Origin of the sequence: Aquisalimonas asiatica, assembly GCF_900110585.1 — a bacterium.
GTDB lineage: Bacteria > Pseudomonadota > Gammaproteobacteria > Nitrococcales > Aquisalimonadaceae > Aquisalimonas > Aquisalimonas asiatica.
This window is the reverse complement of sequence record NZ_FOEG01000007.1, coordinates 42906-64801: the sequence shown is the minus strand read 5'-3', so window position 1 is coordinate 64801 and position 21896 is coordinate 42906. Positions and strand designations below refer to the sequence as shown.

Sequence of the window (21896 nt, the reverse complement as noted above, 5' to 3'; positions counted from 1 at the left end):
GGCTGGCCCCATCATGCACCAAATGAATCATTAAGCATCCAGTTAATTCATTGGATTCATTTGTACAGGTTCACCACACTCGGCGTGTCCAGCAAATCATTGAACACGCCCCCGGAGGTTGCCATGCATTTCGAACACTCACAGCGAACCCTTGAACTGCGCGACCGCCTGCAGGCGTTCGTGGACGAGCACATCGTGCCCAACGATGCCCGCTACAAGGAAGAGCTGGAGGCGAACCGCCAGGCAGGCAAGGCCTATGCGGCGGTTCCGCTGGTGGAGGAGCTCAAGCCCCTGGCCCGGGAAGCCGGGCTGTGGAACCTGTTCCTGCCCGAGGAGGAGTACGGCGCCGGCCTGTCCAACCTGGAGTATGCGCCCCTGGCAGAGATCATGGGCCGGTACATGTGGTCGTCCGAGGTGTTCAACTGCAACGCGCCCGACACGGGCAACATGGAAGTACTCGCCCGCTACGGCAGCGAGGAGCAGAAGCGGGACTGGCTGTATCCGCTACTGAACGGCGAGATCCGGTCCTCCTTCGCCATGACCGAGCCGGCGGTTGCCTCCAGCGACGCCACCAACATCGAGACGCGCATCGAGCGCGATGGTGACGAGTACGTGATCAACGGCCGCAAGTGGTTCATCACCAACGGCTGCAGCGAGAAGACCCGCGTCTTCATCCTCATGGGCAAGACGGACCCGGACAACCCCGACCGTCACAAGCAGCAGTCCATGATCATCGTGCCCAAGGACACCCCCGGCGTGCACATCGTGCGCGACATGCCGGTGTACGGCTACTATCACGCGCCCAAGGGGCACCCGGAGATCGCGTTCGACAACGTGCGCGTGCCGGCCTCGAACATGATTCTCGGCGAGGGCCGCGGCTTCGAGATCGCCCAGGGCCGGCTGGGGCCGGGGCGCATCCACCACGTCATGCGGGTGATCGGCCAGGCGGAGCGGGCGTTCGAGCTCATGTGCAAACGGCTGAGCGAGCGCGTCGCGTTCCATAAACCGCTGTCCGAGCAGGGTGTGTGGCGGGAGCGGATCGCCGAAAGTCGTATCCGCATCGACCAGCTCCGCTGGCTCACGCTGAACGCGGCCTACATGATGGACACCGTCGGCAACAAGGTGGCGAAGAAGGAGATCGCCATGATCAAGGTGGCGGCCCCGGACATGGCGTGCCAGGTCATCGACTGGGCCATCCAGGCCCACGGTGCGGCCGGCTACACCGAGGACTTCCCGCTGGCGGACATGTACGTCTACGCCCGCCACCTGCGCACGGCGGACGGCCCCGATGAAGTCCACCGGAACGCCATCGCCAAGGAAGAGCTGAAGGCGTACCTGTAAGGGAAACAGTACCTGGGAAGAAGCCGGTGTGTGGCCGTGGTGGGGGGAGGTCGGAGTGGGTGACTCGCGACGCTCCGCGCCGGAGGCCGCCCGGCCCGAAGGGTGGCGGCAGGGACGCCGCCATCGATTTTCAGCACAGGGATGTGCTGTAAATCGACCAGGCCGGAGACGCGGAAACTTTGCTTCCGCCAGGGAGCAAAGTTAGGCGGAGCGCCGGAACCCACTCCGACCTCCCCCCACCACGGCCACACACCCCACCTCCATGCACCACGACCATGGTGCATTACAGAGACGTCTCTGGTGCGCTCCGGGAGTGACTAACCTTTCAACAGGTAAAACCAAGTCTCAGTGACTTTTGAACGGCTAGCAAGACCCATGGGTCCGAAGGACCGGCGGCTCACGCCCGCGTCTTGCGCGCCGCCAGATGGGCCAGTCGGCGGTACTCCCGCAGGTCCTCGCGAATGTGCTCCACGGACTGCGCCGTAAGATCGCAGCGCTTGCCGTCCAGCAGATGGCCGTCGAGCTGGTCTGCCAACCGGCGGGCCGTCTCCAGCATCTGCTCGAACCCTGACAGGCCGTCGAACGGCCCCGGCAACTGCATGAACAGCGCCAGCCCGGGGGTCTCGAGGGTTTCCGGCTGCGACGGGTCCAGTGTCCCGGGCTTGACCATGCTGGCGACGCTGAACATCGGCTCCTCGCCACGACGCGTTTCCACATGCCGGTGGAAGATCTCGTGCTGCCCCAGCCGCAGGCCGACCTGCTCCAGCGCATCGCTCACACCGTCTGCGGTAAAGCACATCCCTTCGCCCGCGTGCACGTGCAGAACGATGATCTTCTCACCCACGGCCTGGGCCACCGCGTCCTCGTAGCTCGCCTGATCGTCCTCCTGCGCGTCGCTGTCCGCACGCGAACCGTGATCACCGCCCAGCCAGCCGGCATCCTTGACCCAGGAGGGCCTGGGAATCCGCACGGGCCCCAGATTCCAGCCCCCTTCTTCCCGTTCATGGTCGGACTCGTCCTCGTACGCGTCCGGCGCTTCGTCGTATTCCGGCTCGAAATCGTCGTTCCAGGCGTCCGCCGGTTCCTCATCCAGGGCATCGGAGAAATCCGCGGCGCCCACATCGTCTGCCACCGAGCGCACGCGGACGGGGCCAACGCTGGAGTCGTTATCCACGGTCTCGTGATGGCTGGTGCGCACCCGGGCACGGCCAACGGGCGCGTCATCCGGCTCCGCTTCCAGATCAGGGAGATCAGCCGCTTCGTCGATGCCGTCATCCAGGAGGAAGTCGTCCATGTCGCGCAGCGCGGCCTCCACATCGCGATCGCCGCGCACGGACCGCCGCACCCCTGCCGACTTCGAGGTGCTTCTCCTGCCCTTGCTGCCCTGGCGCTCCTGCCATTTGTAGTAGCCAAACAGGCCGGCGATCACGAGCACGCCAACAGCCAGCAGTATCCAGCGCAATGTATCCATCGTGTCCGTCCGCGAAAGTCGATTCGTTGTCTCTGCCTGCCGCCACCATGGACGTTCGGTCAATGGTCGGCCATTCGTACAGGGTCCATGGTCTGCGGCGCATCGTCCAGCGTCTCTTTCAGGAGACGCCGCGGGATCCCGTTTGTTCCTGCCCGGTCAGGCCACCGCCATCTCGGCCGCCTCGTCCACGTCCACCGCCACCAGCCGCGATACACCCGCCTCGTGCATGGTCACGCCCATGAGGTGGCTGGCGATCTCCATGGTGGCCTTGTTGTGGGTAATGAGAATGAACTGCACCCGCGCCGACATCTCCTTGACCAGCTGGCAGAACCGCCCCACGTTCGCCTCGTCCAGGGGGGCATCCACCTCGTCGAGCATGCAGAACGGCGCCGGGTTCAGCTCGAAGATGGCGAAGATCAGTGCCACCGCCGTCAGCGCCTTCTCCCCGCCCGAGAGCAGGTGAATGGTGCTCACGCGCTTGCCCGGCGGCCGCGCCATGATGGTGATGCCGGTCGCCAGCAGATCGTCGCTGGTCATCTCCAGGTACGCTTCACCGCCGCCGAACAGGCGCGGGTACATGTGCTGGATGCCGGCATTGACCTTGTCGAAGGTCTCCTTGAAGCGCTGCCGCGTCTCCCGGTCGATCTTGCGGATGGCCGACTCCAGGGTCTCCATGGCCTCGGTCAGATCCGCGTGCTGCTGGTCCAGGTAGCCCTTGCGCTCCGAGAGCTGTTCATGCTCGTCGATGGCCGCCAGGTTGATGGGCCCGAGACGGTTGATGCGCTGTTCGATCTGCTCCAGCCGCGCCTGCCAGTCGGCCTCGGTGGCCGATTCGGGGAGATTGGCCAGCAGCGTGTCCAGATCGAACCCCAGCTCCACCAGCTGCTCGGACTGGGTCTGACGGCGGACGCGCAGCTCCTGATCCCGCAGCTGCATCCGTTCCAGCTCCTGGCGCAGGGTCTCCACCTGCTGCTCGGCGCGCTGACGCTGCTCTTCGCGGCTGCGGAGCGCCCCCTCGATCTCGGCCATGCGGTTGCGGGTCTCCTGCAGTGCCTGTTCGGCGTCCACCCGCTGCTGGAGTAGTTGCTCCCGTCGGGCTTCCAGCTCGGGGATCGGATCCCCCTGGGTTTCCCGGGCCTCGGCCAGCTCCTCCTGGCGCGCCTCCAGGCGTTCGCGCTGCTCCGCGAGCCGGCGGAGCTGTTCTTCCAGGGACTGGCGCGACGCATTGGCATTCTCCTGGAGCAGGAGCAGCTCGTGCCGACGCTCGCGGCGCTCGCGCATGGCCTCACGGACTTCGGCCAGCGCCTCCTGATGCCGCTCGCGCTCCTGCTGCAGCCGTTCGCGTTCATCACCATCGGCCTCGCTGCGGTCCAGGGCCTCCTGCAGCCTGCCCCGCGCCGCATGCACGGCCTCGGCGGTTTCCGCCGCTTCCTCGTCAAGCTGTGCGAGCTCTTCCGCCAGGCGCTGATCCCGCGCCTGCAACTCCTCCAGGCGCTGGCGCTGCCCATCCTGCCGGGCGTGAACCTGGGTGAGCCGCTGCACGACCCCATCGCGCTCTTCGCGCAGCTGGTCGCGGCGCGCCTCGCTGTCCTGGCGCTGCTCTTCAATCTCACGCCGCTGGTCCACCAGCTGGTCGCGCTGCTCGCGGGCCGTCTCCAGCTGCGCGCGCAGCGCCTCCATGGCCCGCTCCCGGGCCAGCACGCTGTCACCATCGCCGGCATCGCCGGATAGCTGCGTCCACCCTCGCCCGAACAGCATGCCGTCGGGAGTGACCAGGCACTCGCCGGTGCGCAGGTGGGTGCGCAGACGTTCGGCATCGGCGGCATCACTGGCACAGAACACGCCGTGGAGCAGGTCATCCAGGGCTCCTGGGGCGGCAACATGGGCCAGGAGCGGCTGCAGCCCGTGGTCGTGATCGGCGTGGCCGGTGGCCTCCCCCCCGGTGCTGACCAGGGTGACACTGCCCTGGGCCGGGCTGCCGAGCCGGTCGGCCGCCGGCACCTGGTCGGCGTCGACGCAGACGGCCTGCAACCGGTCGGCCAGCACCGTTTCCACGGCCTGCTCCCAACCCGGCTCCACGGACAGCCGCTGCGCCAGCCGCCCCCCGCGATCCAGGCCGTGACCGGCAAGCCAGTCCGCCACCGGCCCCTCGGTCTCGCCCAGGGCATCCTGCTGCAGTGTCTCCAGGGAGGTCAGGCGGGCCTCGCTCTGCTGGATGTCGCCGCGGAGCGCGTGAATCCGGTCGTCCAGTGCCGCCTCCTGTTCCGCCAGGCTGGCCGCCGCGGCCTCCGTCTCCTCCAGCTGTCCGCCAAGCAGCTCCTGCCGCTCGCCCAGCTCCTCCGCCTCCTCGGCCAGCGCCTCCAGGGCATCGGAAACGCTGTCTGGGTCGAGGTTCTCGCGCTCGCTCGCCAGCCGCTGACGCCGGTCGGCCAGGGTCTGCTGGCGTTGCTCCAGGCCCTCGATGCGGGTGCGCTCCACCTGCGCGGCCTGCACGGCCTCGGCGGCGCGCTCGTTGAACGCATCCCAGCGCTGCTGCCAGTCGTCCATGGCCTGCTGCGCGGCGTCCACCTGCTCGGAGGCGGTCTCTTCGAGCTCCTGCAGCTCCTCGATTTCCGGCTCCAGCTCGGCGAGGCGCTCACGGGTCTCCGCAAGCTTGTCCTCGTCGGCGCGGACCGTCTCCAGCAGCTCATCCAGGGCCTGGCGGTTGGCGGCCAGATCCTCCTGCTGTTTCTCCCGCCGCTCACGCTCGTGGGCGACCTGCTGCTCGATGCGGTTGATGTCGCTGCCCAGGGCGTAGTACCGCCCCTGGGCCTCGTTCAGGCTCTCGCTGACTTCACCCTGCTGCTCACGCTGTTCCACCAGTTCCCGCTCGGCCGCGCGCTGACGCGCCACCTCGGCCTCGAGGGCGTTGCGCTGCTCCTCGAGGGCGCGCTCGCCGGTCTTCATCTCGTCCACCAGGTCACGCAACCGTACCGCCAGCAACTCGGCCCGCAGTTGGCGCTCCTCCGCCTTGAACTCCTTGTAGCGCTCGGCGGTACGCGCCTGTCGGCTGAGCTTCTCGAGCTGCCCCGCCACCTCGTCACGGACGTCGTCCAGCCGCTCCATGTTGTCGCGGGTATCACGGATGCGCCGCTCGGTCTCGCGCCGTCGCTCCTTGTAGAGCGAGATGCCCGCCGCCTCTTCCAGGTAGACGCGCAGCTCCTCGGGCTTGGCCTCGATAATCCGGGAGATCATGCCCTGTTCGATAATGGAGTAGCTGCGGGGGCCCAGGCCGGTGCCCAGGAAGACATCCGTGATGTCACGCTTGCGGCAGCGCGTGCCGTTCAGCAGGTACTGGGACTGCGCCTCGCGGTTGACCTGACGCTTGACGGAGATCTCGCTGTAGCTGGCGTACTGGCCGCCGAGCGTGCCGTCGCTGTTGTCGAACACCAGTTCGATGGAGGCCTGCCCGACGGGCTTGCGACTGCTGGAGCCGTTGAAGATGACATCGGCCATGGACTCGCCGCGCAGGTGCTTGGCCGAGCTCTCCCCCATGACCCAACGTACGGCGTCGATGACATTGGACTTGCCACAGCCGTTGGGGCCGACGATGCCCACCAGGTTTCCGGGCAGATGGACGGTCGTCGGGTCGACGAACGACTTGAAGCCTGCCAGTTTGATCTTCTTAAGCCGCATGAGGGGTGGCCTTCCCTGTCTCGTTCGCGGGTTCCGCACGTGGCCGAGCAAGGCAGCGACCGGTAGACTTGCGCTGAAGTCCGATCCGGCCGCTTGCCGGGCAACCGTTCGGGCGCCATTATCCCGTTCACCCAGACAATTGGAAAGCCATGTCCACACAACCGAGCCGCGAACTTGAGACCTTCCCCAACCCGCAGCCGGAGCGGGACTACACCATCCGCATGCGCATTCCGGAGTTCACCTGCCTGTGCCCGAAGACCGGCCAGCCGGACTTCGCCACCATCCACCTGGAATACGTACCGGACCGGGACTGCGTGGAGCTGAAGTCGCTGAAGCTCTATATCTGGTCCTTCCGGGATCAGGGCGCGTTTCACGAGCAGGTCACCCACGACATGCTGAGCGATCTGGTCGCCGCGACCAAGCCGCGCTTCATGCGCGTCACCGGTGAGTTCTACGTGCGCGGCGGCATCGACACCACGGTGATTGCCGAGCACCGCGCCCCGGGCTGGACACCGCCGCAGCCGGTGGTCCTGCCCTGACCGGCGACATGGGTGCCGACGCCGGCTACCGCGGCCGCTTCGCCCCCAGCCCGACGGGCCCCCTGCACTTCGGATCACTGGTGGCGGCGCTGGGGTCCTGCCTGGAGGCCCGCCGTCACGCCGGCGAATGGCTGCTGCGCATCGACGACATCGACCCGCCCCGGGAGCAGCCCGGGGCGGCGGACGCCATTCTGCACACACTGGAGCGGTTCGGCTTCGAACACGACGGCCCGGTGCTCTACCAGAGCACACGCCACGACGCCTATCGCGCCGCCGTGGACACGCTCCATGACCGCGGCCGGGTGTTCCCCTGCGGCTGTACCCGCAAGGAGGTGCTGAGCGCGGGCGTACCCGGGGTCAATGGCGTGCTCTACCCCGGCACGTGCCGCAACGGCCTGCCCGACGGCAGGAGCGCCCGGACCTGGCGGGCGCGCGTGCAGGGCACGATCACCTTCGAGGACCGTTTCCAGGGGGCGGTCGTCTGTGACCTGGAGGCGGAGATCGGTGACTTTCTGGTACAGCGGGCGGATGCGCTGCCGGCTTACCACCTGGCGGCGGCCGTCGATGACATGGCCTCCGGGATCACCCATGTGATCCGTGGCCACGATCTGCTGGCGTGCACGCCACCCCAGCGTTTTCTCATGGAACAGCTTGGCGGCACACCCCCCGCCTACGGCCACCTGCCACTGGCCGTGAACCCGGACGGCCGCAAGCTCAGCAAACAGAACATGGCGCCGCCCCTGGATGACGCCACGCCCGCCCCGCAGCTCGTCGCCGCGCTGGACATGCTGCACCAGCGGCCACCGGCGGACCTGGGCCGTGCAGCCGTTGCCACCGTGTGGGAATGGGCGCTGGCGCACTGGACCCCGGACCGCCTCCACGGGGTCGCCCACCGGACGATCACCCCGGCATCCCCCTGAAACCAACCCGATGGTCGCTCCGCCCCAACGGGTGTGCTACGTTAGGTAACACATAAGACGACACGAATCGTCAGACGGGAGGAGAGACCCATGGCCCAGCTTCAGGAAACGGGGCCCGGCGGATACAGCGTGCTGCTGTTCCTGCTGGGGCTGCTGTTGCTCGCTTCACCGTTCACGATCTGGTGGATGAGCGTGGGCGCCCCCTGGTACACCGTCTGGGTCATCTGGGCCCTGCTGATCGCGCTGTCGGCCCTGATCGCGCACCGGCTCGGGCACCATGACACTTGATCTCGGCGTCATTTCGGCAGCAGTCGTCGGCTATCTGCTGCTGCTCTTCCTGATTGCGTATGTCACCGACCGGCAATGGCTGCCAGCGTGGCTGACCCGCAATCCGGTGGTCTACGTACTCTCGCTGGGTGTCTACGCCACCACCTGGAGTTACTACGGCAGCGTCGGCTTCGCCCAGGATCAGGGACTGAATTTTCTCACCATCTATCTGGGGGTGACGCTCGCGTTCGTGCTGACGCCCGTGCTGCTCATGCCCATTCTGCGGCTGACACGGACCTACCAGCTCACTTCGGTGGCGGACCTGTTCGCATTCCGTTTCAACAGTCAGTGGGCCGGCGTGCTGGTCACGCTGCTCATGCTGGCCGGGGTATTGCCCTATATTGCGCTGCAGATCCGGGCGGTGGCCGAATCGACGCAGGTGCTGACACCGGAGTCCTCCCCGCATGTGCTGGCGTTCTGGTTCATGGTGCTGGTCACCGTGTTCACCATGATCTTCGGCGCACGCCATGTTTCACCCCGGGAGCACCACGCCGGCCTGGTGGCGGCGATCGCATTCGAGTCGCTGATGAAGCTCGTGGCGCTGCTCCTGGTGGCCGGAGTGGCCGTGTGGCAGGCATTCGGTGGCATCGGTGGCATGCACGCGTGGCTGGCCGACAACCCGGACCAACTGGAGGCGCTCTACGCCCCTGCCCGGGAGGGTCCCTGGACAAGCCTGCTGGTTCTCACGTTCGCCGCGGCATTCCTGCTTCCGCGGCAATTCCACATGCTGTTCGCGGAGAACCAGAACCCCCGTGACCTGAATCTGGCCAGCTGGGCATTCCCGCTGTTCCTGCTGGCGCTGACGCTCGTGATTCCGCCCATTCTCTGGGCGGCCACTGTCCTGCAGCCCGGCACGCCCGCCGACTACCACGTCCTCGGGCTGTCACTTGCCAGCGGCAGCCCCGCGCTCGCGCTGCTGGCCTACCTCGGCGGGATTTCCGCCGCCAGCGCCATGATCGTCGTCAGCACCCTGGCCATATCGGCGATGACGCTGAACCACCTGGTACTCCCTCTGGCCGGGCCACAACCTCACCGGGACCTCTACGGCGCGCTGCGTTGGGCCCGGCGCGTGGTCATGGTGACGGTGATCGCAGCCGGCTACGGCTTCTACCTGATTCTCGAGCCCACCGCGGGACTGGTGGGCTGGGGCCTGATCTCCTTTCTGGCCATGGCGCAGCTGCTGCCGGGCATTGTCGGTCTGCTGTTCTGGCCGCGCGCCACCAGTCACGGCTTCATCGCGGGCCTGCTCGGGGGCGCGTGCGTCTGGGTGTTCACCGTGCTGCTTCCCCCTGTCACCGGCGACAGCACCATGCTCTGGATGGGGCTGCCCTCAGCGGACGGGGACCAGCCAGCGGTCTACCAGTCGGCCACGTTCTGGTCACTGGCCATCAACAGCGTGCTGTTCGTGATCGTGTCGCTGCTCAGCCGTCCCGACGAGCGCGAGCGGGAGGCCGCGGCCGTCTGCCGGGATCTCAACCCCACCCTGCCCGTGGGCGACCTGCGCGCCCGCTCGCCGCAGCAGTTCGTGAAACGGCTGGCGTCGGTGATGGGCAAGTCCGCCGCCCGCAAGGAGGTGGAGAAGGCCGTGCGTGAACGGGGGCTGCACTGGGATGAGACACGGCCCAGCCACCTGCACGGCCTGCGCGCACAGATCGAGCGCAACATCTCCGGGATGATGGGGCCGGTACTGGCGCGGATGATCGTGGATGAGCAGCTGCAGATGGACACCCGCAGCCGCACCGCCCTGGCCCAGAACGTCCGCCTGATCGAGGACCGGCTGGAGACCTCGCGCACCCGCCTGCGTGGCCTGGCGGCGGAACTGGACCGCCTCCGGCGCTATCACCGCCAGATCATCGAGGATCTCCCGCTCGGCGTGTGTGCCGTCGCCCAGGGTGGTCGGCTGGTGCGCTGGAACCCTGCCATCGCGGAACTCACGCGCATCCCCATGTCCGACGTCATCGGCCGTCGACTGGATGAACTCCCGGACCCGTGGGGGCCGCTGCTGGCGTCGTTCCTGAGTTCCGACGCCAGTCACTGGCACCGGCAGGAAATCCAGACCAACGACCACGCACGCTGGTACAGCCTGCACAAGGCGGCGATCGACGACCCGTCCAGCAGCAACCGCAGCACAGACACCGTATTGCTCGTGGAAGATCTCACGGAGGTGTCGGTGCTGGAGCAGGAGCTTGCCCACAGCGAACGGCTCGCCTCCATTGGCCGCCTCGCAGCCGGTGTTGCCCACGAGATCGGCAACCCGGTCACCGGCATCTCCTGCCTTGCCCAGGAGCTGCGGGATGAAGACACCGACGAGGAGCGCACCAACGCCATCGCCGAGGAAGTCCTGAACCAGGCCCAGCGGATCAACAACATCGTCCAGAGCCTGGTGCGTTACGCCCACGGCGGTGTCGGCAGCCAGCGGCCGCCGGAGCCGGTGGATCTGCGCCAGACGGTGGAGGAAGCCATGCGGCTCACGACCCTGAGCCGGCGCGCCCGCTTCGTCCGGTTCGACAACGAGCTCCCCGAGGGGGTGACCATCAGCGGCGAGCCCCAGCAGCTCGTCCAGGTGTTCGTGAATCTCTTCAGCAACGCCGCCGATGCCTGTGCAGACCGCGACGACGAGGGAGCGATCCGCATCAGCCTGGAACACTACGGTGACGGCTGGATCAACGTCCACGTGCGCGACAACGGCGGCGGCATTCCCGACGACGTGCTCGACCATGTGCTCGAGCCGTTCGTCACCACCAAGCGCCCGGGCTACGGCACCGGCCTGGGGCTGCCACTGGTGTACAACATCGTCCGCGAGCATGGCGGCGAAGTGCTGGTGGACAGCAACACCACCGGCACATGCATCACCTTGCGACTGCGCCCCGACATCCCACTGGCCGGGCAGAACCCCGCCGTGGCCGACGGGCAATCACGGTCCTGAACTGGGAGAGACCACCATGGCCTACGTCCTCATCATCGAAGACGAGAACGTGATCCGGCAGTCCCTGCGACGGCTGCTGGAGAAACGCCAGCACGTCGTCGCGGAGGCCGACTCCGTGGAAAGCGCCGTACGGGAGCAGGATCTCACCGGCTTCGACCTCATTATCGCCGACCTGCGCCTGCCCGGCGCCGATGGCACGGCGATACTGGAGCGCGCCCCGGACGTGCCGACCATCATCATGACCAGTTACGCCAGCGTCCGCTCCGCCGTGGAAGCCATGAAACTCGGGGCCCTGGACTACATCGCCAAGCCGTTCGACAACGACGAGCTGCTGCTCACCGTCGAGCGGGCGCTCAAGGAGAAGCGCCTGGAACGCCAGAACGCCGCGCTGAAGGCGGATCTCGACCGCGACTACCCCGTGTCCGGCATCGTCGGCACCTGCAAGGCCATGCGTGACGTCTTCGACCGCATTACCCGCGTGGCCCCCACCACCACCACGGTCCTCGTGCTGGGCGAGTCGGGCACGGGCAAGGAGCTGGTGGCGCGTGCGCTGCACGAGAAGAGTGAGCGCAGCGACGGCCCGATGATCACCGTCAACTGTGCTGCCATTCCCGACTCCCTGATCGAAGCGGAGCTGTTCGGCCACGAGAAGGGTGCGTTTACCGGCGCCGTGGGCGCGCGCCAGGGGCTGGTGGAATCCGCCGACGGCGGCACCCTGTTCCTGGACGAGATCGGCGAGCTGCCCCTGGCCGCCCAGGCCCGGCTGCTGCGCGTCCTCCAGGAGGGGGAGATCCGGCGCGTGGGTTCGTCCAGGCCACGGCACGTGGATGTGCGCCTGGTCGCCGCCACCCACCGCGACCTGAGCCGCCTGGTCAGCGCGGGCGATTTCCGCGAGGACCTGTACTTCCGCATCAATGTCATGGAGATCCGCCTGCCGCCTCTGCGCGAGCGCGGCGAGGATCTGCCGGACCTGGCCCGGCACCTGCTCGAACGGGCGCGCAAGCGGCTCAAGAGCCCGCCCATGCGCTTCAGCAATGAAACCATGGAGGGCATCCGGCGCTACGGCTGGCCAGGCAACGTACGGGAACTGGAGAACGCCATCGAGCGCGCCGTGATTCTCAGTGACAGCACCGTGATCACCCCGGACATCCTGGGCCTGCGCCCCGACGACGCTCCCCAGCCGGACACCGCCTCGCCGGGGCTTTCCCTGGAGGACTATTTCCGCCAGTTCGTGCTGGCCAACCAGGACCACTGCACCGAGACGGAGCTTGCGCGCCGCCTCGGGATCAGCCGCAAGGCGCTGTGGGAGAAGCGCCAACGCCTGGGCATTCCGCGGCGGCCGCGCATGGAGGAGTCACAGGAGGGCTGACGGACGTTACAAATTGTCGCATCCAGTGTTACAACACGTAACAGAATTGCCTCAGGCACGTGAGTAACCTTTTGATAACCGGCGCGTTCCGCAGGTGGCACGGGATTCGCTTTTCCTGTTGGATGCCAACGCGCCGGACTGAATACCGTTGCCGTGGCCAGGCCACCGGTTAACACCAACGCACTGCCCACCGGGGCTGCTAGGCTTGCCAGTAACGGGACCAAAGAAAATGCCGGGCCGATGCACCGCACCGGCCACCCATTCGAAAAGGAGGAGTCATCCCATGTCCGAAACCAAGGTCTACCCTGTTTCCGCGGACGTCGCCAGGAACGCCCATATCGATGCGGACACCTACGAGGCCATGTACAAGCGGTCTCTGGATGATCCCGACGGGTTCTGGGGCGAACAGGCCGAGCGGCTGACTTGGTTCAAACGCTGGGATTCGGTGAACAACTCCGATCTGGTCAAGGGTGATATCCGCTGGTTCGACGGCGGCCGCCTCAATGTGGCCTACAACTGCGTTGACCGTCACCTGGACAAGCGCGGCGATCAGACGGCCATCATCTGGGAACCGGACGATCCGAAGGATGCGGCTCAGCACATCACCTACCGGGATCTGCACGAGCGCGTCTCCCGGTTCGCCAACGTGCTGCTGGATCGCGGCGTCAAGCGCGGCGACCGGGTGTGCATCTACCTGCCCATGGTGCCGGAAGCGGCAGTCGCCATGCTGGCCTGCGCCCGCATCGGTGCCGTTCACTCGATCGTGTTCGGCGGCTTCTCGCCCCAGGCGCTGCGCGACCGCATCCTGGATTCCGACTGCCGGGTGCTCATCACGGCGGACGAGAGCGTGCGCGGCGGCCGCAGCTTCCCCCTCAAGGCCAACGCCGACGAGGCGCTGCAGGAGTGCCCGAACGTCAGCACCGTGGTGGTGGTTCAGCGTACCGGCAACAAGGTGGACTGGAACGACAGCCGCGACATCTGGTTCCACGAAGCCGTGGACAAGGCCTCGGCCGATTGCCCTGCCGAGGAGATGGAGTCCGAGGATCCGCTGTTCATCCTCTACACCTCCGGTTCCACCGGCAAGCCGAAGGGCGTGCTGCACACCTCTGCCGGCTACCTGCTCGGGGCGAGCCTCACCCACCAGTACGTGTTCGACTACCAGGAGGGCGAGGTGTACTGGTGCACGGCCGACGTGGGCTGGGTCACCGGACACAGCTACATCGTCTACGGTCCGCTTGCCAATGGTGCAACCACGCTGATGTTCGAAGGGGTGCCCACCTACCCGGACGCCGGACGCCTCTGGGAGATCGTGGACAAGCACAAGGTCTCGATCTTCTACACCGCGCCCACGGGCATCCGTGCGCTCATGGCCAAGGGCGACGAGCCAGTGAAGAAGCACAGCCGCAAGTCGCTGCGCATCCTCGGCACCGTCGGTGAGCCCATCAACCCGGAAGCGTGGGAGTGGTACTACAACGTGGTGGGCGACGGCCGCTGCCCCATCGTCGACACCTGGTGGCAGACGGAGACCGGCTCCATCATGATCTCCCCGCTTCCCGGTGCCACGGACCTCAAGCCCGGCTCGGCGACACGGCCGTTCTTCGGCATCGAGCCGCAGCTGCTGGATAACGAGGGCAACGTGCTGGAGGGCGCAACGGACGGCAACCTGTGCATCGCCCGGTCATGGCCCTCCATGATGCGCACGGTCTACGGCGACCACAAGCGTTTCATGGAGACCTACCTGTCCGCCTACAAGGGCAAGTACTTCACCGGTGACGGCGCACGCCGCGACGAGGACGGCTACTACTGGATCACCGGCCGCGTTGACGACGTGCTCAACGTCTCCGGTCACCGCATGGGCACCGCCGAAGTGGAAAGCGCCATGGTGCTGCACCCGAAGGTGGCGGAGGCGGCAGTGGTCGGCTTCCCCCATGACGTGAAGGGTCAGGGCATCTACGCCTACGTGACGCTCATGAGCGGTGAGGAGCCGTCCGACGCGCTGCGCAAGGAGCTGGTGGAACTGGTGCGCAAGGAGATCGGCGCCATCGCCAAGCCCGACTTCATCCAGTGGGCACCGGGGCTGCCGAAGACCCGGTCCGGCAAGATCATGCGCCGCATCCTGCGCAAGGTCGCGTCCAATGAGCTGGACAGCCTCGGCGACACCAGCACGCTGGCCGATCCGGCCGTGGTGGACGAACTCATCGAGAACCGCGAAAACCGCTAGGCTGTTGGCCGGGCACCTCCGGGTGCCCGGCAATCCCGATCCGCCTCGCGGCACACCCCTGCCGCCTGGCGCCCGGGCCTTGTCCTTTCGAATGCATGTCACCCCGCGCCACGGCGTGACCGGGTCCGATCCGGTCTCCCCTGGCGTGATTTCTGCTTACGTGTCAGGCCGGGCAAAGAGCCGCTTTGTCCAGGCAATTCATTGGCAAACAGGAGATTCCCGAAATGATTGACGGAATCGGAGCCAGTACGGCGACGTCGACACGACCCGCCCAGGTTGCGGCCGCAGGCAACACAGCCCAGCCACCGGCGGCAGCAAACCCACAGGGCGGCCTTGCCGGTAACAGTCCGGTGCAGGCTCCCGCCCAGCCCGCCCCTGTGGCGGCACAACCGACCAGTGCGCCGGCGGAAGCCGGCGCCACCCAGTCGGTCAATGCCACCCAGGGCGCCACGCAGACCACCGCGGCAGCCAACGGCAACCAGGCCGCGGTCGACGCGGGCAGCACCGAGACGGTTTCGGCCGATGGTGCCGTGGAGCGTGGTGCCGCCGAGGCCGTGGGCTCACAGGTGAACGAAGAAGTCTGATCACCTGCGTCCCGCTACGTGTCGACAACCACGGGGCGGCCTTCTTGCCGCCCCGTGCGCTCGCGCCGGCCCCCGGTCACAGGGATTTGAGCAGGTGCCCGCCATCCACGGGCAGTGCCACACCGTTCACGAACGACCCCGCATCCGACGCCAGCAGCAGCAGCGGGCCGGACAGCTCCGGCAGCTCCCCGAGTCGCTGACTGGGGATGCGCTCCCGCACGAACGCCTGCCCCTGCTCCGAGGCAAAGAAGTCCCGGTTCATCTCGGTCTCGAAGTAGCCGGGGCAGATGGCGTTGACGCGAATCCCGTGACGCATGAGCTCCAGCGCCATATGCCGGGTCAGTTGCACCACGCCGGCCTTGGAGGTGGCGTACAGGGATTCCCCGAACTGAACCCCCAGCCCCAGCAGCGACGCGATATTGACGATGCTCCCGGGCCGGCCGGCGCGCTTCATGCGCTCGGCTCCGGCACGGGCCACCCGCCAGGCGGCCTTGAGGTTGGTATCCATGACGAAATCCCAGTCCGCCTCGGTGGTCTTGAGAAACGACCGCGGCTGGGCAACGCCGGCGTTGTTCACCAGCAGGTCGACCGTTCCGTAAGCCTGCTCGGCCGCGTCGAAGCCGGCGTCCACACTGTCTGCGTCGGTGACATCCATGGCAATGGCCGTGGCATCGCCGCCAGCCGCCTGAATGGCCTCCACCAGCTCACGCAGGCGCTCCTGCCGACGGGCGGCAACGACAACCCGCGCACCATTGGCGGCGAGCACACGGGCGAAATGCGCACCAAGACCACTGGATGCGCCGGTGACCAGGGCAACGCGCCCGGAGAGGTCAAACAGGCTTTCGTTCATGGATATCTCCTCTACTTGTTATGGGGTGGAGTCGTCGGGGTTGCCCGGGCGAAAGCGGGCCGAGCGCAGCCGGTTGAGGACGGCCATGAGTTCCGCCAGGCGTGGCCGCACCAGGTCCCCGTCCGGCCGCCGGGTCAGGGCATCCCAGGGCTGCGTCAGCCAGCTCCGGAACCACCGGGGCGCGTCCTCCAGCCAGATGGCGTCAGCGGTTCCGGCAGCGGGCAGCAGCAGGCCGATCGCCCGTGCCTGGGAGGCATCCACCAATTGCTCCAGCGCGCGCAGATCCACCACGTCATCGCCGAACTCAAGGGCATCGGTGCCGCGCACCTTGACCCGCCGCTTTCCACGCTTCCCCGACGGCTCCACCGAGCGCACGTCCAGGCAGCGCGGCAACGGCGCCTGGAGCGGCTCGGGCGCCTCGATCCGGCGTTCGGACGGGTTTGCCGCGGCAATCTGGCGGGCCTCGGCGGTGACATCCCGTGGCTGGTAGTCGTGCATCTGGATCACGGTATCCGCGGCACCGAAATAGTCGCCCGAGCCACCCATGACCAGCACCGTGGAGACCCCCAGCCGGTCACGCAGTTCGGCAATACGGTCCACGAACGGCGTAATGGGCTCCTCGTCCTTGGCCACCAGGGCCTGCATGCGGGCGTCCCGGATCATGAAGTTGGTGGCCGAGGTGTCCTCGTCCACCAGCAGCGTGCGACTGCCCGTCTCCAGCGCCTCCTGCAGCGCAGCCGCCTGGCTGGTGGAGCCGGACGCCAGCTCGGTGGAGAACGCCTTGGTGGACTTATCGTAGGGCAGCGCGTTGATGAACGGTGACAGATCCAGGGTGTGCACCGCGCGCCCGTCCTCGGCACGCAGTTTCACTGCCTCCGGATCGGCAACCACCTGGTGACGGCCATCACCGGGGATATGATCGTAGACGCCGAACTGCACCGCGGACAGCAGCGTCGACTTGCCGTGAAACCCGCCGCCGACCACCAGCGTGATCCCGCGCGGAATCCCGAGCCCGGTAACCGGGCCGGCGTTCGGTGTCGGGAGCTCCACCCGCAGGCTGTCGGGCGCCCGGAACGGGACGGCCGACTCCAGTGGACGATCATCCACACCGGAACGCCGCGGCAGCACGGCGTCATCGGCCACGAACGCCACCAGCCCGCGGGCATCAAGCGCCTGGCGCAGCGCCGCCTGGTCCTCGACCACGTCCGCGTGCCGCCGCATGGCGTCATCGTCGCGCTGGTCCGGCAGCAGGGTTCGCCGGACGATGCGAGGCAGCGTCCTGCACAACAGGTCCCGCGCGGTTTTGCCTAGAATCGTGCGCCCGTTGGCCGGCAGACTGACGGTAAAGCGGATCTCGATGCCCGCATGGGTGAACAGCACCGCCGTGCGGTCGAGCACGGTCTGGCGCCCGGCATCGATGCGGATCTCCGGGGTATCGCTGGCCGCCTCCCGGAACACCCGCCCAAGCCAGTCCCGCACGGCAATGGAGCGGGGCTGGGGCTCGCGCGCGTCGTCCGGCAGGATCGCCTGCTCCCAGGGCATGATGACCCGCAGGCGTGATGGGCTGGCGAACGGGTCCCCCTGCACATGATCAACCCGCAACTGGAAATCGTCGAACGCATAGTCACCGGTCAGTTGCCGGTAGGCCTTGTAACCCTTGCCATCGATACTGAGCAGAATGGACTGCAGCCGTTTCATCGGTACTCCCGTGCCGGTGACCGCCCGGCTCTGCGTCACGCGTGGCGTTGTATCCACTCGAGGCGGCTGGCAAACCGCTTGCGCCAGGACTCCGCCAGCTCCTCCAGCGAGGCCAGCAGCTCCAGATCCTGGATTGGCGGTCGCCGCATGTGATGCAGCGACCACATGTCAGCCAGGGTATAACCGTGCGCCGCCTCCTCCACGCGTTCGGCAACATCCCCGGGGCCCACGTAGCCCGGCTCCAGCACCCTGTAGAGCCAGCCGGACCGGCCGCTGTCGACCACCGCCCGCGCCAGCTCGGGGACATCGAGGCGGTGGCTGATCTTCCAGCAGGGCTGGCGCGGCTGGCTGACCTGCACCAGGGCCGTGCCCAGGCGAAAGATGTCCCCGACACACACATGGCTTTCGCTGAGACCGTTGGTGGAGATGTTCTCCCCGAGAACGCCCGGCGTGAGTTCAGGCGCGGCGTCGGGAAAGGCCTGCGCCCAGATCGCGTAGTGCTCGGCGGGATAGTGGCTCACGGCGCGGTCCGGGCCGCCGTGCGCCTTGGTATCTCCACGGCTGTCGCCTGCCAGCCCGGCATCGTCCACGGCCACGGCCTCACGCACCGGCGCCTTGTAGATCGCGGTTGGCCGGCCATCCCCCTCCATGGGCCGCACCTCTCCCTGATAGACGCCGGTAATGGTTACGAGATCGGTCATCCTTCGCCTCCGCTTGCGCACTCAGCCTGTTCCCGGGTACACAGGTTACAACGCCCGGGGCACGGGCTGCACGGGCAAACCATGGCCCCGGTGCTCACCCGGTCACGAGGGATCGAGCTGCAACAGCGCCGTGACACCGGCGGGGGCGATGGGACGGTGAAAGTAGAACCCCTGGAAGGTGGAGCAACCGAGCTCCTGCAGCCGCACCATCTGCTCACGGGTCTCCACTCGCTCGGCCACCACGTTGAGCCGCAGCGCATGGGCCATGACGATGATGGTGCGCACGATCTCTTCATCCTCGGGGCTGAGCAGCATGGCATCCACGAAGGAGCCGTCGATCTTGAGCTCGTCAATGGGCAGGCGTCGCAGGTAGGCCAGACACGAGTAGCCGGTGCCGAAGTCATCGATGGCGAACCGCACGCCCATCTGCCGCAGGCGCTGCATCCGGCGAATCACCGCATCACCCTCTTCCGCCAGCAGGCTCTCGGTCACCTCGAGCAGAAGCGCACCGGCGGGCAGCCCGGTTTCGGAGAGCACATCCTCGACCAGCGCTTCGAAATCCGGGTCGTGGAACTGCCGCACGCTGACGTTCACCGCAAGGCCCGGCAACGACTGCCCGGGGTACCGGCCCCGCAGCCCGGCGAGGTACTGGCAGGCCCCACGCAGCACCTGACCACCAAGAGGCCGTATCAGGCCGGATGCCTCGGCGATGGGAACGAACCGCGCCGGTGAGACGGCCTCCCCCTTGTGCTCCCAGCGGGCCAGCACCTCCAGGCGCTCGACATGGCCGGCTGCGTCCACCAGCGGCTGCAGATGAAACCCCACATCGCCCTGCCGCAGGGCCTGACGCAGGCCGCGCTCGAGACCGAGGCGCTCCCCCGCCAGCTGCTCCATCTCCGGATCGAAGAAGGCCACGCAGTTGCCGCCCTGATGACGCGCCTGGGCAGCAGCAATCTCGCCGCGCGTGAGCAGCACGGACGGCTCGTGGATACTGCCGTCCATGGTGGCCACGCCTATGCTCGCGCCGGACTGGACCATGGTGCCGGACGCCTCCACCGGATGTGCAAACGCGCGCCGGAGCCGCTCCGCCTCCTTCGCCAGCGTTGCCTCCGTGAGCGGGCGTCCGTCCTGCCCCCTCAGCACCACCGCGAACTCGTCGGCACCCACGCGGGCAATGGCCACGGCACCGGGCACCAGCCCGCGCAGACGCGCTGACTGGATCTCCAGCAGCGAATCGGCCATGTCGTAACCCATGCCTTCGTTGACGCGCCGGAAGCCATCCAGGTCCAGTAGCAGCAGCGCCGCACCATCCAGTGTCGCCTCGCTGCCCTCGCGCTTGAGCCGTGACAGGAATGCGGCGCGGTTGGGCAGACCGGTCACCCCATCCTCGTAGGTCAGCCGCTGGATGCGCTCCTCGGCCTCGCGGTTCCACGTCACGTCCAGGAAACTGCCCACGTAGCGGGCATCACGCTCGTCGGGCTCCTGCAACGCGCTGATGCTCATCCGGTAAAGCCGCCGCTGGCCCTGCTGGCCCCGCGCCCAGACCTCGCCCTGCCAGTAACCACGAGACGACAGGGTTTCGCGAATCTCGCGGCGGATACGTGCGCCATCCTGGCCCGTGAGAAGCAGATCCAGCCCGCGCTGCATGACCGCTGGCGCACTGTACCCGGTGAGATTGCAGAACGCCGTATTCACCCGCACGAACTGGAACTCCTGATCCAGGATCATGATGGCTTCGTAGGTTTCAAACGCCAGGGCCGCAAGCCGGGTCTCACGCTCGGACCACTGGCGCTGCACCTCGAGGCCGACCCTGGCGGCGGCGAGCTCGAGCGTGCTTTGCAGCGCATCCGCCGGTCCCAGGGCGTAACGCCCCAGAACGGCGAGATGGCCGAAGACGCTTCCCGACCGGTCCCGCAGGGGAACACCCGCGTAGCTCTGCGCCCCCATGGAGGCAAGCAGCGGATCATTCGGGTATTGCTGCGCGACCGCCTGGTTGATCACGCAGACATCCTGACTGCTCAGCGATTCGCAGGGGGTTCCGGCCAGATCGTAACGCTCAAGCTCCAGACCTTCGTCACGGAAGCTGGAGGACAACACCCGGGCCACGCGCCCATCATCCTCCAGGCTCGCCACCAGGGCCACGTCCCCGCCGATGACCTTGCGGATCTGCTCAATGAGGTGATCGAGGTAGGAGCCGGTTGATGGCAAACGGGCGAGGCGGTCGGTATAGCGCCTCGCCAATGTGCTCTCAGTGACATCCTTCACCAGCGAGAGAAAACCGGTGATGCCGCCGTGCCGGTCACCCACCGCAAGATTGAACCATTCGCACCAGATGGGCACACCGTCCTGACGCCGGTTGCGCGCATAGGTGTGGAGATGGCGCACACCGCCACTGAGCAGGTCCCGCTTCACCGACGTCAGCCCGGCGCGGTCATCCTCGCGCAGCAGAAAATCCCCGGCCTCCATCCCGACCAGCCGATCCGGAAGATACCCCAGTATCCGTCCCGCGGCCTCGTTGCAGTGTCGGATCCTGAAGTCGGGCCCCCATTCGATACAGCCGATCGGGCTCCCCTGCATGTGGCGTTGCAGACCGGCCACCTCGCCATGATGGTGCTGCGTCCACTCGTGGGTTGCGATCGCCGTGCCGACCAGCGCCACAAGGCGTCGCATCGGCTCGTGGACGCCGGCCGGGGGGGCCTTGCATGGACTCTGGAAATGCAGGGCCACTGTCCCCAGAACGGCGCCGTCGTCATTCAGCACCGGCATTGACCAGGTCGCGCGGAAGCCCAGCGCGTTGACCACATCGCGGAAATCCGAGTAACACGCCGCCACGGCAGCATCGTCCACGAACACCGGTTCACCGCGCAGCGCGGACAGCCCGCACCCGCCAGAGCGCTCACCCGGCAGGATGTTGTCGAGGATACGACCATACACGGCCGGCATCGCCGGCCCGGCGCTGTAGCGCAACTGGCCGCCACGCATCACGTGAACCGTGGTGGTGACCCCGTGCTCCTCCAGTTCGCGGTCCATGGCCTCGCACAGCGATGACAGCGCATGCGCGAGACTTCCCCCTCCCAGCAGGATTCCCGTGAGAAGATGCGTTCCGTCAGTGAATCGGGAGACGGAAAACTCGACTTGTCCTGAGTGATCCCCTAAACCTGTCGCCCCCACCCTGTGTCCCCTTGACCATGACGGCCGCTGCTCGACCAGACCTGCGCGGCCGCACCTGGAGGTTCCCGTTTTCTCAAGGGCCCATTGTGCGCATTTCTGACGA

At 67.2% G+C, this 21896-nt stretch carries 14 protein-coding genes; 8 read left to right on the top strand and 6 right to left on the bottom strand.

The genetic code is table 11. The features are described from left to right. Positions 1-123: 123 nt before the first annotated feature. Positions 124-1341, top strand: a complete 1218-nt coding sequence (locus BMZ02_RS14120) for an acyl-CoA dehydrogenase family protein (protein WP_091645062.1) — start codon at positions 124-126, stop codon at positions 1339-1341. Between the two features lie 397 nt (positions 1342-1738). On the opposite strand, the gene zipA is transcribed toward BMZ02_RS14120, so the two are convergent. Continuing rightward, on the bottom strand, positions 1739-2812 hold the full coding sequence (gene zipA / locus BMZ02_RS14115) for a cell division protein ZipA (RefSeq protein ID WP_091645060.1): 1074 nt from the start codon (positions 2810-2812) through the stop codon (positions 1739-1741). A gap of 156 nt (positions 2813-2968) precedes the next feature. Beyond that, positions 2969-6487 carry a chromosome segregation protein SMC gene (gene smc / locus BMZ02_RS14110; RefSeq protein WP_091645059.1) on the bottom strand — a complete coding sequence of 1173 codons (3519 nt, stop codon included), beginning with the start codon at positions 6485-6487 and terminating at the stop codon, positions 2969-2971. A gap of 149 nt (positions 6488-6636) precedes the next feature. On the opposite strand from smc, the gene queF reads away from it, so the two are divergent. The 7 genes from queF (at position 6637) to BMZ02_RS18855 (ending at position 15373) form a co-directional block, all read left to right on the top strand. Then, complete coding sequence (queF, locus tag BMZ02_RS14105; RefSeq protein WP_091645057.1) at positions 6637-7026, top strand: preQ(1) synthase; 390 nt, start codon at positions 6637-6639, stop codon at positions 7024-7026. 8 nt (positions 7027-7034) lie between these two features. Further along, a complete protein-coding gene (gluQRS, locus tag BMZ02_RS14100) occupies positions 7035-7946 on the top strand; it encodes a tRNA glutamyl-Q(34) synthetase GluQRS (RefSeq protein ID WP_091645055.1) in 912 nt (303 codons plus the stop codon). 90 nt (positions 7947-8036) lie between these two features. Continuing rightward, positions 8037-8234, top strand: coding sequence for a hypothetical protein (locus tag BMZ02_RS14095; protein ID WP_091645053.1), 198 nt, complete (start codon positions 8037-8039; stop codon positions 8232-8234). Further along, on the top strand, positions 8224-11199 hold the full coding sequence (locus BMZ02_RS14090; RefSeq protein WP_091645051.1) for a sensor histidine kinase: 2976 nt from the start codon (positions 8224-8226) through the stop codon (positions 11197-11199). Before BMZ02_RS14095 ends, BMZ02_RS14090 begins: the two co-directional genes overlap by 11 nt. A 16-nt stretch (positions 11200-11215) precedes the next feature. Beyond that, the gene (locus tag BMZ02_RS14085) at positions 11216-12568 is read left to right on the top strand and encodes a sigma-54-dependent transcriptional regulator (RefSeq protein WP_091645049.1); all 1353 of its coding nucleotides are present in this window, start codon (positions 11216-11218) and stop codon (positions 12566-12568) included. Positions 12569-12851: 283 nt separating this feature from the next. After that, positions 12852-14789: an acetate--CoA ligase gene (gene acs / locus BMZ02_RS14080; protein ID WP_091645047.1), complete on the top strand. Its 1938-nt coding sequence runs from the start codon at positions 12852-12854 to the stop codon at positions 14787-14789. 224 nt (positions 14790-15013) lie between these two features. Beyond that, entirely contained in the window at positions 15014-15373 is a 360-nt protein-coding gene (locus BMZ02_RS18855) for a hypothetical protein (RefSeq protein WP_139209223.1), read from the top strand. A gap of 76 nt (positions 15374-15449) precedes the next feature. Here the strand turns inward: BMZ02_RS18855 and BMZ02_RS14070 are convergent, their stop codons facing one another. The 4 genes from BMZ02_RS14070 to BMZ02_RS14055 all read right to left on the bottom strand — a co-directional run bounded on the left by BMZ02_RS14070 (position 15450) and on the right by BMZ02_RS14055 (position 21652). After that, positions 15450-16223, bottom strand: coding sequence for an SDR family NAD(P)-dependent oxidoreductase (locus BMZ02_RS14070; RefSeq protein WP_091645044.1), 774 nt, complete (start codon positions 16221-16223; stop codon positions 15450-15452). A gap of 18 nt (positions 16224-16241) precedes the next feature. Next, positions 16242-17921, bottom strand: a complete 1680-nt coding sequence (locus BMZ02_RS14065) for an ABC-ATPase domain-containing protein (RefSeq protein ID WP_091645043.1) — start codon at positions 17919-17921, stop codon at positions 16242-16244. 35 nt (positions 17922-17956) lie between these two features. Further along, positions 17957-18622: an MOSC domain-containing protein gene (locus BMZ02_RS14060; RefSeq protein WP_091645041.1), complete on the bottom strand. Its 666-nt coding sequence runs from the start codon at positions 18620-18622 to the stop codon at positions 17957-17959. A 102-nt stretch (positions 18623-18724) separates the two neighbouring features. Further along, entirely contained in the window at positions 18725-21652 is a 2928-nt protein-coding gene (locus BMZ02_RS14055) for a bifunctional diguanylate cyclase/phosphodiesterase (RefSeq protein WP_091645040.1), read from the bottom strand. Positions 21653-21896: the final 244 nt, after the last annotated feature.

What these genes read in the sequence shown, in the direction of transcription:
- zipA (WP_091645060.1), bottom strand. Translation starts at nt 2,812, where the DNA reads ATGGATACATTGCGCTGGATACTGCTGGCTGTTGGCGTGCTCGTGATC.
- smc (WP_091645059.1), bottom strand. Translation starts at nt 6,487, where the DNA reads ATGCGGCTTAAGAAGATCAAACTGGCAGGCTTCAAGTCGTTCGTCGAC.
- BMZ02_RS14090 (WP_091645051.1), top strand. Translation starts at nt 8,224, where the DNA reads ATGACACTTGATCTCGGCGTCATTTCGGCAGCAGTCGTCGGCTATCTG.
- BMZ02_RS14070 (WP_091645044.1), bottom strand. Translation starts at nt 16,223, where the DNA reads ATGAACGAAAGCCTGTTTGACCTCTCCGGGCGCGTTGCCCTGGTCACC.
- acs (WP_091645047.1), top strand. Translation starts at nt 12,852, where the DNA reads ATGTCCGAAACCAAGGTCTACCCTGTTTCCGCGGACGTCGCCAGGAAC.
- gluQRS (WP_091645055.1), top strand. Translation starts at nt 7,035, where the DNA reads ATGGGTGCCGACGCCGGCTACCGCGGCCGCTTCGCCCCCAGCCCGACG.
- BMZ02_RS14060 (WP_091645041.1), bottom strand. Translation starts at nt 18,622, where the DNA reads ATGACCGATCTCGTAACCATTACCGGCGTCTATCAGGGAGAGGTGCGG.
- BMZ02_RS14055 (WP_091645040.1), bottom strand. Translation starts at nt 21,652, where the DNA reads ATGGACCGCGAACTGGAGGAGCACGGGGTCACCACCACGGTTCACGTG.
- BMZ02_RS14095 (WP_091645053.1), top strand. Translation starts at nt 8,037, where the DNA reads ATGGCCCAGCTTCAGGAAACGGGGCCCGGCGGATACAGCGTGCTGCTG.
- BMZ02_RS14085 (WP_091645049.1), top strand. Translation starts at nt 11,216, where the DNA reads ATGGCCTACGTCCTCATCATCGAAGACGAGAACGTGATCCGGCAGTCC.
- BMZ02_RS14120 (WP_091645062.1), top strand. Translation starts at nt 124, where the DNA reads ATGCATTTCGAACACTCACAGCGAACCCTTGAACTGCGCGACCGCCTG.
- BMZ02_RS18855 (WP_139209223.1), top strand. Translation starts at nt 15,014, where the DNA reads ATGATTGACGGAATCGGAGCCAGTACGGCGACGTCGACACGACCCGCC.
- queF (WP_091645057.1), top strand. Translation starts at nt 6,637, where the DNA reads ATGTCCACACAACCGAGCCGCGAACTTGAGACCTTCCCCAACCCGCAG.
- BMZ02_RS14065 (WP_091645043.1), bottom strand. Translation starts at nt 17,921, where the DNA reads ATGAAACGGCTGCAGTCCATTCTGCTCAGTATCGATGGCAAGGGTTAC.